Source organism: Gemmatimonadaceae bacterium (assembly GCA_037721215.1).
Classification (GTDB): Bacteria; Gemmatimonadota; Gemmatimonadetes; order Gemmatimonadales; family Gemmatimonadaceae; genus UBA4720.
Genome location: JBBJNV010000026.1, coordinates 1 through 14,693, shown reverse-complemented (window position 1 = coordinate 14,693; position 14,693 = coordinate 1). Strand labels below are relative to the sequence as shown.

At 61.6% G+C, this 14,693-nt stretch carries 11 protein-coding genes; 9 read left to right on the top strand and 2 right to left on the bottom strand.

The annotated features are described in order from the left end of the window. Nucleotides 1-48: 48 nt before the first annotated feature. From WKF55_13845 to WKF55_13830, 4 genes are all read left to right on the top strand, one after another. Complete coding sequence (locus WKF55_13845; GenBank protein ID MEJ7760662.1) at nt 49-918, top strand: hypothetical protein; 870 nt, start codon at nt 49-51, stop codon at nt 916-918. Nucleotides 919-964: 46 nt separating this feature from the next. Then, a complete protein-coding gene (locus WKF55_13840; GenBank protein MEJ7760661.1) occupies nt 965-2,581 on the top strand; it encodes a hypothetical protein in 1,617 nt (538 codons plus the stop codon). Then, the gene (locus tag WKF55_13835; GenBank protein ID MEJ7760660.1) at nt 2,582-4,075 is read left to right on the top strand and encodes a copper resistance protein CopC; all 1,494 of its coding nucleotides are present in this window, start codon (nt 2,582-2,584) and stop codon (nt 4,073-4,075) included. An 88-nt stretch (nt 4,076-4,163) separates the two neighbouring features. Beyond that, nucleotides 4,164-5,018 (top strand): DUF4198 domain-containing protein, encoded by an 855-nt coding sequence (locus tag WKF55_13830; protein MEJ7760659.1) that lies wholly within the window; start codon nt 4,164-4,166, stop codon nt 5,016-5,018. A 15-nt stretch (nt 5,019-5,033) separates the two neighbouring features. Here WKF55_13830 and WKF55_13825 read toward each other — a convergent pair whose 3' ends face one another. Together WKF55_13825 and WKF55_13820 are read right to left on the bottom strand one after the other, a co-directional pair. Next, the gene (locus WKF55_13825) at nt 5,034-6,038 is read right to left on the bottom strand and encodes a DUF4396 domain-containing protein (protein MEJ7760658.1); all 1,005 of its coding nucleotides are present in this window, start codon (nt 6,036-6,038) and stop codon (nt 5,034-5,036) included. A 40-nt stretch (nt 6,039-6,078) separates the two neighbouring features. Then, complete coding sequence (locus WKF55_13820) at nt 6,079-6,246, bottom strand: hypothetical protein (protein MEJ7760657.1); 168 nt, start codon at nt 6,244-6,246, stop codon at nt 6,079-6,081. 246 nt (nt 6,247-6,492) lie between these two features. On the opposite strand from WKF55_13820, the gene WKF55_13815 reads away from it, so the two are divergent. The 5 genes from WKF55_13815 to WKF55_13795 form a co-directional block, all read left to right on the top strand. After that, nucleotides 6,493-6,876 (top strand): hypothetical protein, encoded by a 384-nt coding sequence (locus WKF55_13815; protein ID MEJ7760656.1) that lies wholly within the window; start codon nt 6,493-6,495, stop codon nt 6,874-6,876. A gap of 195 nt (nt 6,877-7,071) precedes the next feature. Next, nucleotides 7,072-8,379 carry a TolC family protein gene (locus tag WKF55_13810; GenBank protein MEJ7760655.1) on the top strand — a complete coding sequence of 436 codons (1,308 nt, stop codon included), beginning with the start codon at nt 7,072-7,074 and terminating at the stop codon, nt 8,377-8,379. After that, entirely contained in the window at nt 8,376-9,890 is a 1,515-nt protein-coding gene (locus tag WKF55_13805) for an efflux RND transporter periplasmic adaptor subunit (protein ID MEJ7760654.1), read from the top strand. Before WKF55_13810 ends, WKF55_13805 begins: the two co-directional genes overlap by 4 nt. A gap of 9 nt (nt 9,891-9,899) precedes the next feature. Beyond that, nucleotides 9,900-13,040: an efflux RND transporter permease subunit gene (locus WKF55_13800; protein MEJ7760653.1), complete on the top strand. Its 3,141-nt coding sequence runs from the start codon at nt 9,900-9,902 to the stop codon at nt 13,038-13,040. Beyond that, nucleotides 13,037-14,693, top strand: a 1,657-nt coding sequence (locus WKF55_13795; GenBank protein MEJ7760652.1) for a cation-translocating P-type ATPase, incomplete at its 3' end; no start/stop codon positions are given. The genes WKF55_13800 and WKF55_13795, both read left to right, overlap by 4 nt.

The window sequence follows — 14,693 nt, the reverse complement described above, 5'->3', positions numbered from 1 at the left end:
GCAGGACCGGCACTGGTGCCGGTCTCAACACTTTCTTACGAAATATCCATGACTCCAACCGCCGGCGCGGCACCCATCCGCCTCTCACTGGGGATTGTCGCGGCAATCCTGCTGAGCGCCCCGCTCCTTGGCGCCCAGACCGACTATTACAACACCGATGCCGGACGCCCGGTACAGATTGAGGACGCGTACGCTACGGAGCGTTACGCATTTGAGCTGAAGCTCGCGCCCCTGCGGCTCGAACGCGGTATCGGCGGTGTATACAACTTTGGGGTCGAGCCCGAAATCGCATATGGAATCCTGCCGCGCACGCACATTGAAATCGGGCTTCCGCTGGCGTACAACGACCTGGGCGGCGGACAGAGCAGGTCGGGCATCGCGGGAGTCGAGCTTTCGGCATTCCATAATCTCAATGCCGAGACGCAAACGCTGCCGGCGCTCGGATTACGGGCTGACGTTCTGCTGCCGGTGGGACCGCTTGGTCCGGACCGGACATACACATCGCTCAAGGGCATCGCCACCAGGACATTGAGTATCGCGCGGTTCCATGTGAACGGTCAGTACACTTTCGGATCTTCGGACGAAGACATACTGACATCGCCTGTTCCTGATGGAACTGCCGAGGCTGCTGGCGCCGTGGAGGTCAGCCGCTGGCTGGTCGGAGCTGCGGTGGACAAGACATTTCCGATACGGGCGATGCTCGTCACCGCCGATTTCTTCGTTCGCCAGCCGATCTCCGACGCAGAAGATGTCGACTACAACATCGGCACCGGAATCCGGTATCAGGTCAATCCGAAATTCAACATCGATGGCGGCCTCGGCCGCCGAATTAACGGCCCTGATCAAGGCTGGTTCGTGACCTTCGGCACGGCGTACGCGTTCGCGATTCGCTCGTTTTTTCCTGGCGGGGATCGCTGACAGGCGCCCGCCGGCCCTGATCGTGAAAAATTTACTGAGAACAACAATGAAGAACCAACAAGAGAACTCGAAGATGGGAAACACGCGCCGGTGGTTTGGCGTTGTCGCCGCCGCCTCCGCGTTTGCGGCAGTGGGTGCTACGCCGGCTTCGGCGCAGTGGTCGACCACCTATGAGCAGTTCTACCTCCCCGGATCATTCAACTGGGCATTCCGCGAGGGATACCCCGCAGCTGACCGGCTTTTCAATGCGTTCGACTACGGACATGCGATTCTCTACGAGAAGCTTTACACAAAGCCGACCGCGCCAGCCTCGCTGCTGGAGAACAAGGAATACGATTTCATCACTGGCAAGCTGCTTATAAATCCGCCTCATGTGCCGCTCGAGGAAGCGGCGATTGAGGTTGCCTACGCGAAGCTGGCCCCCGAAGCGAAGATGATGTTCGACTGGGCTCACCTTCTTCATCGGCAGATCTACGATGTGTGGGCAGACGAGCGCATGGCGCTTCCGCAGAAAGACGCGAAGATCGCCGAGCTGATTCGCTACTACAAGAAGCGTCCAGAGCTCGCGTTCAGCTCGGTACCGAAAACGATGGAGCTGATGGAAGGGCAGTACTACTCGACCGCGTTCCGCGACAAGTACCCGAAGTTCAATGGCCTGATATGGGCGTATCACTGGCTGCAGGTGGGCCTGTACGAGCCGCTGGTAACGGGGAAGACGCAGGCAGAGCGCCAGACCGGAGTGTTGGCCGCAGTCGCGCGATTCCGCCAGATGCTGGAATCTCCGCCGAGCGGGATGCCGCGAATCATGCCGATGACGGCCGCCGTTGCCCCCGCGTTTGCGGCACGGTATCCGGAAGCGTCGATCATTTTCGACAATCTTCACTCGATGCACGACGTCGTGTCAGACGTCCTCGCGTCGCCAAAGGTGCCGATGAACCGGAAGCGCACTGAGATCCTCAAAGCGGCGGCCCTTTACAGGGACAACACGTCGTTTGCCATGACGAGGGCCGAGTGGCTCGAGATGACGAACATGATGGGCGTGAACAACATGGGCGGCGCAGCGGTCAACTTTCTCGCCGAGCTGCCGACGCCAACCGTTGCGCGCGGTGCGGTACACATGGCGGGAATGAACCATGGGGCGACCGGCGGAATGGCGGCCGGGGGAAAGATGGCCGGCATGGACCATTCGAAAATGGCGATGCCCGCCGCTGGCGGAAAAACTCAAGGGGCAAAAGCTGATGGCATGGCGGGTATGGATCATTCAAAAACGAACATGGCAGGGATGGATCATTCCGCAATGCCTGCAAACGGGTCGGGGGATCCGATGATGAAGCTGCACATGGAGATGCTGGCCGATCCAGTGATCATGAAGCGAGTGATGGCGGACCCGGGAATGCGTCGCATGATGAATGACGCGATGAAAGCGATGCCCGCCGAGCACCAGATGATGATGCGGAAGTCGAAGCCGGCTGCGGCGTCGTCCCGATCGAGCACGTTGAGGAAACCTTCGGCCGTCAGGAAGCCGGCGACCGCGAAGGCTGCGGCAGGGAGACCAGCGGCCAAACCGGTCGCGAAGCCCGCGGCGAAGAAGACCGCAGCAAAAAAGCCCGCACCGAAAAAGGATCCGATGGCGGGAATGGATCACTCGAAGATGAAGATGTAAATGGGTCGTGTTCTGGCGGCAATCGTTACCGTGTGCATGTTGCTGGCTCCATCCGCCGCGCATGCACATGGCGCATTGAAGAGCTCGGCGCCGGCGAAGAACACCAAACTCACGGCGGTGCCGAAAGAGATTGCTCTCGTTTTCAACGAGCCGGTCGAGCTTGTTTTCACCCGAGTGGAGCTTGCCGGACCGGACGGCAAGGTCTCGCTGGCCGGGTTGGTGTTCGCGGGCAGCGATAAGCGCGCGGTGAAAGCCGGTATCGAAGGGCCGCTAGTGGCCGGTCCGTACACAGTAACGTGGCAAATGGCAGGCGCGGATGGCCATCCGATTCGCGGGAACTTCGCGTTCTCAGTCGAGGCTGGAGCGTCGGGCTTGGGCACGGTTTCTTCAGCGCCGGGCGGCGGGGATTCAGCGGTGCAGGCTGCGGCTGGCACTGCCGGCTCCGGCGGTGCGCCAGGCGAGGGAACCGCGCGGGTACATCACGACGCTCAGACATTCCCCGATGCGGGCGGATTCAACGCGGAATCGCCGCTTTACGTTGTCATCCGATGGCTCCAGTTCGGCGCGATCCTCATCATGACGGGAGCGGTCGCATTCCACGTGTTCGTTCTCGGATTGATAAGGAAGAAGCACGGTCCGGATGTGCCGATGCTGCTTCCCGCCAGTCAGCGTGCGGCACTGGTCGGTCTATATGCAGCGCTTTTTCTTGCGATGGTCGCGGTAGTCAGACTGCTGGCGCAGTCGTATGCGATGCATGCCCCGGGTACCGGCTTCGCGCCCGCTCTGATGTGGTCGATGATCGGTCTCACAACCTGGGGTTGGGGTTGGCTGCTGCAGGTTGTGGCGACGGTCGTTGCGATAACCGGATTCGTCCTGGCGCGGAGAAAGCGGGCTGAAGGATGGATAATTGCGGCGGTTGGTGCAGTACTTGGCTCGTTCGCGCCCGCCCTCTCGGGACATGCTGCTGCCGCACCAGCACTGCGCCCGCTCGCCATCATGGCCGACGGCATTCACATCATCGGCGCGTCGGGCTGGCTCGGCAGCCTGTTGGTGCTTCTCGTGGCGGGAATTCCGGCGGCGATGGCGCTCGACAAGGATGACCGGGGGCAAGCCGTTGCTCGACTTGTGAATGCGTTCAGCCCGACAGCCCTGGTGTTTGCCGGCCTCACCGCGTCCACGGGCGTGTTTGCAGCCTGGTTGCATCTCGAAAGCATTTCGGCGCTCTGGCAGACCGATTACGGAACGATGCTGTTCAGAAAGCTTGTAATTCTTTCAATCGTCGCCGGCATTGGAGCCTGGAATTTCCGGTATGTGAAACCGCGGCTGGGTGAGCTCGAAGGGGTGAAGAAAATCAAACGTTCCGCGACCTTCGAAGTTGGTGTCGCCTCGGTTGTTCTGCTCATCACCGCGATCCTGGTTGCGACCCCGCCAGCGATGGACCAAGCGGGAATGGTGATCGAGTCAACGACAAACGATGCGCTCGCGGTGCCTTGACGAGAACCGATTCCGACGCTTCCCAATTGCCGGTGCTGGGAGTATTGCTCTTCTTCGTGCCACCCATGTTCACAACGGAGTTTCCAAATTGCTGATCGACCGCTCGCGACACCGTGGACGCCATTTCGCGCTTGCCGTTGTTGCCGCCGTATTGGTGTTCACAAGCGCATCGTGGCTTTCCGCGCACGACTTTTTCCTCGTACCAGGCGCCTTCTCGTTCTCAGAGCGTGGCGATGTTGAAGTAATGGCGCAAACCAGCTCACGGTTTCCGTCAAGCGTGGCGCCCATCGCGTTAGCGCGCGTTGCGCGCGCGGTGATCATCGGCGCGAACGGCGAAACATCAGTTACCGACCTGTCACACCGCGGCACGTCTCTCGTCCTCAAGACCAGGCCCGACGCTCCCGGACAGCGAATAGTCGCTGTGACGCTCATTCCACGTTCGGCGCGTCAGACCGGCGAGGCATTTCTACGATGGCTCGAACTCGAGGGAGCGGCGGATGCCGCCGGCAAGATCCGTCAGGGTGGCAAGTTGCCTCTCGCTGACAGCATCACCCGAACAGACGTGAAGCATGCCAAGACGCTGATTGACATCGGGAGCAGCGGTCCGCGCGTCTTCAGGCGGAGCAGCGGTCAAACGATCGAATTCATTCCTCAGCGGGATCCGTCAACCGTTTCCGCGGGCGATACGTTGACTGTGCGAGCGATGTTCAAGGGTCGGCCGCTGCCTGCTCTATCAGCGCATGCCACGCCCGAATCAGTTGCAGATACCGCAGTGAAGGCGGAGGCTGACCTGCATTTGAAGTCTGACGCCAAGGGGATGATAAGAATCCCGGTCGCGAAAGGCGGACTCTGGTATATCCGCGCCATTCACGTCACTCAATCGGCGCCGGCGGCGTGGGAAACCCACTGGGTGTCGCTTGTGTTCCGCGCACGTCAGCGTTGACAAAACCGGCCCCGGCTACATTCGCATTTCCATGCCGGCTGCGTCACGCGGCATGGATGCATTACCCCTCATTGCGAGATCTCCGCCCAGAGCCGCTATCAGCAGACCGCCCGCAAGAGCGAGGAGGGTAAGCAGGCTCATCGCCACCCGCTGCGGGCGCGAGCTGGCGATTGTTCCAGGCAACTGATGGATTGTCTCCGGCAATTCGGGATTTGTCCGCGCCGGAGTGCCGTGCGCCATCTCATGTCCCGGCTGCATCGCGCTGTCCCCCGGCATCGCGTGCCCGGATGGCAGCGCACTCTGTTGCTGCGTCTCGCCAGTCTCCGCGCTCACTGAATGCCCGCCATCGCCAAGTGCCAGCACTGTGCCCATGCCGTGTTTCAGGCCGACCGCGACGAGCCAGTAATTGACAGGGTATGCGCACGCGAAACCCACCATCGTAGCGAGCGACATGACACCCCAGAATCGAAGCGATGCAGGGTGCATCGAGGTCATGTCGCGACTCATCAACACGACCATCACAGGGATCATGCCGGCCATTACAGCGTTCATCGAAAGCCACTCGGGCAGGAACGATTTCCTTACTGCAGCGACGTACGACCCGCCGAGCATCTGCTTCATGAACAGCGCCTGAAAAATCAGCAGCCCGAAAGCGAATCCAGAAACGTACTCGGCAATGATGTCATGCCACATCACCAGACCGAGCGCCATCGTGACGGCTGCCGCCGCGATGATTCCCGTCGCATCCCCGGCTACGCAGTGGACCGTAGATCCGACCGCCTGCTTCCAGAGCGAATTGACGAACTGCGCATGTTCCCTGGGTACAGGTGGTTTGCACGACAGGACGTACACGCAGGCGCCGACAGGCCCGGTGAAGAGGGTGATGAGCAGAAATCCCCACTTCATGACCCTCATCTCGGGGTTTGTGGTGAAGGCGTCCCAGGCTACGTAGATCACTGACAGCGCAGTCAGCGCGAACCAGATCACCAATGCGAGGTCGAGCAACGCTGCCTGGTTCACCCGCAGGCCGGACGGCGACGCGGCGCCAGCGCCACCGTGGTCAGGCCGCGGCGCTCGCCATTCTTGCGCACGACTCGGTACACCGGTCGCAAACGTCTGCACACGCCTTCATCGCAACTTTCGCGGCAATCGCCGCAGAGGTCGATGCACTCTGCATGCCCTGCATCATGCCGTCGTGACCGGATTCGTGGTGCGAAGTGTGTGACATCCTTGTAGCCTCTCTGGTTGGAGACGGGCAGACGTTCGCTCGCGTTAACTGCCAATTTCAGCGGCAAGTTTTACGCCGCATAAAAGATCTGACTCGTTCAACTCGGACGGCAGTGGGCGGGGGCAGCGCCGGTCTTCAAGGGTGCCCGCCCCGATCGGTGGCATTCAGCGGCAAAACGGGGCACCGCTACTCACGAAACCGCTCGATGGGATTCCCTCCTTGCGGCCTCGGGCATAGTTTGCGCAGATGCCCAGAGCCATGCTGCGCGTCGCGGCAATACTCAGTCTCGCCGGAATACTCCTCGTACCGGCGAACGCGGTTGCTCATGGGCATGCGCATCACGAACTCGCTCACGGTGCTTCCCAGTTTCAGGACGATGGCGCGTCTGGCATCCCTGAGATAACGGAAGCGGAGCATCCGGCCGGCCATCCGCATCCGGTCGCGAGTCCGCTGGTTGCACAGCGGCTCCAGACGACACCACCGGCTGCGCGATCGGTCGCGGTCACAGTCGAGTGGGCGACGCGGCTTCTTGAGGTATCCGCCACGCGTTTTTCCCTCCAGGCCCGTCCGCCACCCGGCCGCGTTGCCCCCAACGATTCCAGGCCGCGCTCTCCTCCTCCCGACGCCTGAAGCCGCCCGCGAACCACTCGTGCCCGTTGACTGGCGCCGCGTGATGTTCGCCGGGACGTTGTAGATCGGCTCGCTGTAACACGCCCGAAAGGGCTGATGCCAGAGCCGAATATTCTTAAAACACATAAACTCAGCCGGGACCGGCTCAATTCACTCTCGCGGTGAATTGCGTCGTCCGGCAACAACAATCCGACTATGCACTCGCTCCACAATGCATTTGTGGTTGCCATCACTCGCCTCGGCGCGGCGGCAATTCTGCTGCATGGCGTTCCGGTATTTGCGCACGCGCAGATCGCGCCCCCGGTTGCCACCCCGCCTCTCACTCTCGCTGAAGCAGTTGCGACAGCCGTTCGCGCAAGCCCGGATATCGTGGCAGCCCGCGAAGCCGCTGCCGCTGCCCGCGGACGCGAGCGCCAGGCAGGCGCGCGAGCCAATCCATCCGTGTCGTACAGCCGTGAACAGACGGGCAGTGGGTCAACCGCGAACTCGCAGAATATTCTGGAGATCGAACAGCCCCTCGAGATCGGCGGACTGCGCGGCGGAAGATCAGAAGCTGCGCGACTCCGGCGTGAGGCGGCCGAGGCGAGAGTCAGAGTCGCCGAATACCAGGTGGCGTATGAGGTGACGGTTGCGTTCGCAAACACAATCGCCGCCGAGCGGCGCGCGGTGCTGGCATCGCAGGTGGGAGAGTCGTTCGCAGAGGCGGAGAGGGTTGCTTCCAGGCGGCTCGCCGCAGGCGATGTATCCGGCTTCACCGCCCGCCGAATCCGCCTCGAAGCAAACCGGTACTCGATACTTCGCGCGGAGTCTCTGCTCGCGAGCCGCACCGCCAGACTCGCGCTCTCGGCGCTGCTGCCGCGTGACACGGATCGATCGCGCCCGCTCGAATTGAATCTGCCCGCGATCCGGGCCGCTTTCGCGGCAATGCCGGCCCATTCTCTTGAATCGATTGCACTCGGCCGCCGCGCCGATATTGTCGCTCTGGCCCTAGAGGGGCGTGCCGTCGCTGCCGACGCGACCATCGCCCGCCGTGAACGAACCCCGATACCGGTACTTGCGGCCGGGGTCAAACGCGAATCGGTCGGCAACGCCTCCTCGCAGGGCGGAATTGTCGCCGCATTACGATTGCCGTTGCCGCTCTGGGACAGGCGGCGCGGAGCGGTCGACGCCGCCGATGCAGAAACCCGTCGCGCGGCCGCCGAGCTCATATCGGCGAACCGCCGCGTGCAGCGTGAAGTCGCCGAAACCGCTGATGCTCTGCGGACAGCGGAGCAGCAGCTGGAGAGGCTGACTCCGCAAGTCAGTGCTGACGCCAGCGCAACACTTCGCGCGGCGCAGGCCGCATACGCCGAAGGCGAAATCTCTCTGCTCGAATGGCTCGACGCAGCGCGAGCATTTCAGGAAGTCGAATCAGGATTCGCCAACCTTCAGTCCGAATATCTCGTACGCGCCGCGGCGCTCGCGCGAGCCGTCGGAACGACATTGATCCAGGATGCAAGATGAAAACGATATCGTTATTACCCAGCAGAAAGAACGGAACTCACCGTCTGGCACTGGGTCTCCTTGTCGCGATTCTCTCGGCGTGCAAATCGGACGGCGAACCAGCCACTGCGCCCGAGCCCGCCGGTGGCGCAATCACCATCTGGACTGACTCGACCGAGCTCTTCATGGAGCACCCGGCGCTGATCGTCGGCGCGCCCGACAAGTTCGCGGTGCACCTGACGGACATTACGGATTTCGCGCCGCTTCGGTCGGGCAGGATCACGCTCCGATTCCGGCCGCGCGCGGGCGGAGAGCCGGTAGTAGTTGTCCAGGATACGCCACGGGCGCCAGGAATTTATGGACCATCACCCGAATTCACGCGCGCCGGTATCTATGATCTAACATTGATAGTTCAGAGCCCGCAGGCGCGCGACAGCATTACCGTGCCGGGCCTGCAGGTATACGCCAGCGCGGAGCAGGCACCGAAGGAAGAAGCCGGCGAGGAAAGCGGGATACCGTTCCTCAAGGAACAGCAATGGAAAACCGTTGGCTTCAGAACGGAATTCGCGAAACGCGGAAACGTGGTCGAGTCATTCGAAGTGTCGGGACAGATCATTCCGGCCGCGGGGAGAGTAGCCGATGTTGCCGCCCCCATCGGTGGCCTGATCGACGCGAGCAGTGTCGCACGATCTCCGGCTCCCGGGCAGCAGGTGCGCCGCGGTGAGACGATAGCCTTGCTCGCACCGTCGCTTGGCGAAGGGGGCGCATCATATGCAGAGGCACGAGCGCGACTGCGGGAAGCGCAGGATGAGTACGATCGATCGCGTCGTCTGCTTGCTGTCGAAGCGGTTCCGGAACGAAGAGTACGCGAAGCACAGATCCGCCTTCAGGCTGCACGCGAGTCGCTAGCAGGCCTCGGCGGGGGCGCGCTTACCGCTGGCAAGGTCGCGATCAGAGCTCCGATCAGCGGAGTCATCACTGCGCGAAGCATTACACCGGGAAGCCGGGTAGACGCCGGGGCACTGCTCTTTACGGTTGTGGATCCAGCGCTCGTCTGGCTCAAAGCGAACGTTCCGGCAGCGCAGGCACCTTCTGTCGGCCAGGCTTCCGTCGGGACGTTTCAGCCGGAAGGCTCCCCCAGGATTTATCGCGCCCAGCGGATGGTCTCGACGGGCAGTGTGATCGATTCGCTCTCCCGCACGGTGCCGGTGATCTACGAGATCGCGAATGGCGACGGGTCGATAAGAGTGGGCGCCAATGCGCGGGTCATGGTGGGCACGGGTAAAACAGTGGCTGGAGTAACCGTTCCGAAGTCCGCGATTCTTGACGAGAACGGGCGCCCGGTTGCCTATGTGCAGCCCGATGGCGAGAGTTTCGAGAAACGCGAGTTGACGCTGGGAGGCAGTGAAGGGGAGAACGTTCTTGTTTTATCCGGTATAAAAGAAGGAGAGCGCGTGGTCACTGGCGCGCCATATCAGGTGAAACTGGCATCGCTTTCTACATCCGTGCCGGCGCACGGACACGAGCACTGAGTCAACGCGATGCTCAACAACCTTATCGCGTGGGCGCTCCGCAATCGTGTGATCGTCCTGGCTGCCGCGGCGCTGATGCTCGCGGCAGGCGCATGGACCGCTTACCGCATGCCGGTGGATGTATTTCCCGATCTCACCGCGCCTACAGTGACCGTGATAACGGAAGCTCACGGAATGGCGCCCGAAGAAGTCGAGTCGCTGGTTTCGTTTCCAATCGAGACGGCGGTAAATGGTTCTACCGGGGTCAGGCGCGTCCGGTCATCGACGGCCCAGGGGATATCCGTGGTGTGGGTCGAGTTCGACTGGGGAATGGAGATCTTCAGAGCCCGTCAGGTCGTAGCCGAGAAGCTTCAGACCGTGGCTGCGTCACTTCCAGCCGGTGTGTCGCCCCCCGTTCTCGCTCCCGTGTCGTCGGTGATGGGCGAGATCATGATGATCGGGCTCACCGGAACCCAGTCGTCGCAGGAACTGAGAACCGTCGCTGACTGGACTATTCGTCGCCGGCTTCTGGCAGTCCCGGGTGTCGCACAGGTAATCCCGATTGGCGGCGAAGTAAAGCAGTATCAGGTAATCGCCGATCCCGCTCGCATGGCGTCCGCGGGGGTGAGCCTTGAAGACGTGATGCGCGCCGCAGAAGGCTCGAATGAGAATTCGTCGGGCGGCGTGTACATGGACAAGGGACAGGAGTATGTGATCCGCGGCATTGGCCGCGTCGAGGGCGCCGGAGACATCGCGGCAACCGTGGTCGCGATGCGCGGCGGTGTGCCGGTGACGCTGGCGCAGGTGGCTGACGTTCGGACAGGAGCGGCTCCGAAGTACGGAGATGGATCAGTCAACGCCAAGCCGGCAATTGTGCTCGCGATACAGAAGCAGCCGGGCGCCAACACGCTCGAGCTCACGAAGCGCATCGAGAGCGAGCTGGCCGAGATCCAGCGCACTCTGCCGCGGGGAATGAAAGTGGAAGCCGAGCTTTTCCAGCAGGCTGACTTCATCACCGTCGCTGTCGCGAACGTGATAAAGGCCCTTCGCGACGGCGCAATCTTCGTTGTCATCATCCTCTTTCTGTTTCTGTGGAATCTGCGGGCAACGGCGATCTCTATAGTCGCGATTCCCCTCTCGCTTGTAGTCGCGATCTTCGCGATGAAGCTTCTCGACATCACTATCAACACGATGACGCTTGGCGGAATGGCGATCGCCATTGGCGCGCTCGTGGACGACGCGATCATTGACGTGGAGAACGTCTTCCGGCGCCTCAAGGAGAACCATCATCTGCCAGAGGCAGAACGGCGCGGATCGCTTGCGGTCGTGTACGACGCGTCGCGCGAGATTCGCTCGTCGATCGTCAATGCCACGCTGATCATCATCGTCGTGTTCCTTCCTCTCTTCTTCCTCGGCGGCGTGGAAGGGCGGCTGCTGCGCCCGCTCGGCTTCGCCTACGTCGTTTCAATCCTCGCGTCGCTGCTCGTCGCGGTAACGGTGACGCCGGTGCTCTGCAGCTATCTCTTGCCAAACGCGAAGGCGGTGCAGACAGAACAGGAAAGCCGCCTCGTGCAGTGGCTCAAGCGCCAATACGCGGGAATTCTCGCCGCAGTACTTGAGCACCCCAAACGCGTTCTTGCCGGTGCGGCGGCTACCCTGGTAATGGCGCTAGCTATGGTTCCGCTACTCGGATCAGCATTTCTTCCCGAGTTCAACGAAGGCGCACTCACCGTGAGCGTGGTGACGGTTCCGGGCACTTCACTCGAAGAGTCGAATGGCATTGGCAAGCGGGTGGAGCAGATCCTCCTCGCTAACGCCGCGGTGAAGAACACCGACCGGAGGCAGGGCCGCGCCGAGCTCGACGAGCACGCGCAGGGCGTAAACGCCGCGGAAATCGATGTGACGCTCCGGAAGGATTTCGAGAAGGAAGCGCTTTTCGAGGAGCTTCGAAACGAATTCGCGGCGATCCCGGGAACCAACGTCACCATTGGACAACCGATTGGACATCGGATCGACCACATGCTATCGGGCACGCGGGCTAATATCGCAGTGAAGGTATTCGGCCCCGATCTATATGAGCTGAGGCAGGTGGGTACGCAGGTACGGGACGCAATGCAGTCAGTGCCGGGCGTCGCCGATCTGCAGCTCGAGCAGCAGATGGATGTCCCGCAACTTCGCATTCAGGCTGACCGCGGCGCTCTCGCGCGTTACGGAATGACCGTCGGTGGGCTTGGGGATGCTATCGACGTTGCCTTCAATGGCGAGGTAGTCTCGCAGGTGCTGGAGGAAGGGAGAAGTGTTGATCTGGTGGTGCGCTTTCCGGAATCGCTGAGGTCCAATGCCGACGCGATCGGCGGTGTCATGTTCGATACTCCAACCGGGCAGCGCGTTCCCCTTTCGCAGCTTGCGCAGATTGTGACAGACAGAGGACCGAACACGGTGTCGCGCGAAAACGTGCAACGCAAAATCGTTGTGCAGGCAAATGTCGCCGGCCGCGACCTTGGCAGCACGGTTGCCGACATCCAGGCGGCAATCAATGAACGTGTGTCCTTGCCTTCGGGCTACCACGTCGAGTACGGTGGGCAGTTCGAGGCACAGGCCGAATCCACCCGCACACTTGCGGCGTTATCGCTGATTTCGATAGCGGCGATTTTTCTGATACTGTACGCCGAATTTCGATCGGCGCGAACAGCAACCCTGGTGATGGCCAATCTGCCCCTTGCCCTCGTTGGCGGGGTGATAGCCATCATGCTTACGGGGCGCGTCGTCAGCATCGCATCGCTCGTGGGGTTCGTAACCCTGTTCGGCATTGCCACCAGGAATGGAATTCTCCTCGTGTCGCATTACCGGCAGCTTCTTGGCGAAGGGCTTCCGTTTCGCGAAGCCGTTGAGCGAGGCTCGCTCGAGCGTATCTCGCCGATTCTCATGACGGCGCTGACGGCAGGGCTCGCGCTCATTCCTCTTGCCCTTGGCGGCGGAGAGCCGGGGAACGAGCTGCAGACGCCGATGGCAATCGTGATTCTCGGTGGCCTTCTTACCGCAACGGCGTTGAACATGCTGGTTCTGCCGGCGCTTTACTGGATGTTCGGTGGCAGAACTGTCGAGGTGCGTGAGGAAGTGGCCATCAGGCCCCCGCCGGGAACCGTGCCATCAGCACAGATGTCGTCATGATGACCCTCATGACAGCGGGTCGGTGGTTCGAGCTCGGCCGCATCGCAGCCGTTGGTATCGTGATCATGCTGTTCAGGTTCGCTGGAGTGCCGCTTTGGCTCCTTCTTGCAGCGGTAGCGTTCGGCCTCTACCCGCTGGCAAAAAAGGGCGTCGAGGATCTGATCAACGAGCACAAAATCGGCACCGAAGTGTTCGTGACCATCGCGACCTCGATTGCGATGCTCGGCCGGGAGTACATCGCCGGGGCTGTACTCATGGTCATCATTCTGATCGCGGAGTTCATCGCCGAGCTCAACACCGAACGTGCGCGCGCATCGATCAAAGCGCTTATCGGCAGCGTGCCACAAACTGCGCTCGTGCGGCGTGACGCGGGCAACGTCACTATCCCCGTTGCGGAGGTACAGGCGGGCGATTTGGTGATCGTACGCGCTGGTGAAAAGATTCCAGTCGATGGCGTCGTTCGTGGCGGTACTGCTTCGGTAAACCAGGCCCCGATTACAGGGGAGAGCGTGCCGCAGGAAAAGAATGACGGGTCACAGGTGTTCGCCGGAACAGTGGTGGAACTTGGCGCGCTCGACATCGAAACAGTAAAGATTGGTGGCGACACCATGTTTGCTCGCATCGTGGCGCTCGTTGAAACAGCGGAAGAATCACAGGCGCCGGTGCAGCGTCTGGCCGATCGCGTGGCCGCCTGGCTTATCCCTGTCGTTCTCGTTTTTCTGCTCGGTGTATGGTTCGTTACCCACGACCTCAGGATGATCATCACTCTCCTCATTTTTACGTCTCCCGCGGAGCTCGGTCTGGCGACACCGCTCGTGGTAATTGCTGCGATCGCGCGGGCCGCGAAGGCTGGCATTCTGCTGAAAGGCGGCGTTTATCTGGAGCAGTTGGCGAAGGTGCGAATCATCGCGTTCGACAAGACAGGCACCCTTACCATTGGCCGTCCGGAGGTTTCGCGCATTGAGCTGCTCGATGCGGCTACAACTGAGGCCGAGCTTCTGTCACTGGCCGCCGCTGCCGAGCGCCGCTCGAGCCATCCGCTTGCGAAAGCCGTCGTTGAGCGCGCGGAGGCAGCCGGGGTCGATATTCCAGAGCCATCGGAATTCGACGTTGTAACGGGGCGGGGAGTGAGTGCGACAATCGGAAGCCGCAGGGTTCTCGCCGGAAACGCTGCGTTCATGATTGACAACGGGTTGGTACCTCCAGCGCTGAGTGATGGCGATGCCCTGAGCGTTGTCATCGTTGCGGCGGATGACAAGGTGCTGGGAGTACTGCATCTGGCGGATCCCATTCGGCCCGATGCGAAAGCCGCGCTGATGCGGCTGAAGGCGAGCGGAATCGAACGGATAGTCATGCTTTCGGGTGACAACGCGGCAACTGCCACGCGTATTGCCTCGGAGCTGGGCATTGATCACGTGGAGGCCGACCTGCTGCCGGACGACAAGGTCCGCGTGATTCGCGATCTGCAGAAGAACGGCGCGCTCGTGGCGATGGTTGGCGACGGAATAAACGACGCGCCCGCTCTCGCGGCGGCGGACGTGGGAATCGCCATGGGGGTAGCCGGTACGCAGGCGGCGATCGAGGCGGCGGACATCGCGCTTATGACTGACGACATCAACAAGATCGCCGATGCGCGGGCACTCGCGCGCCGGG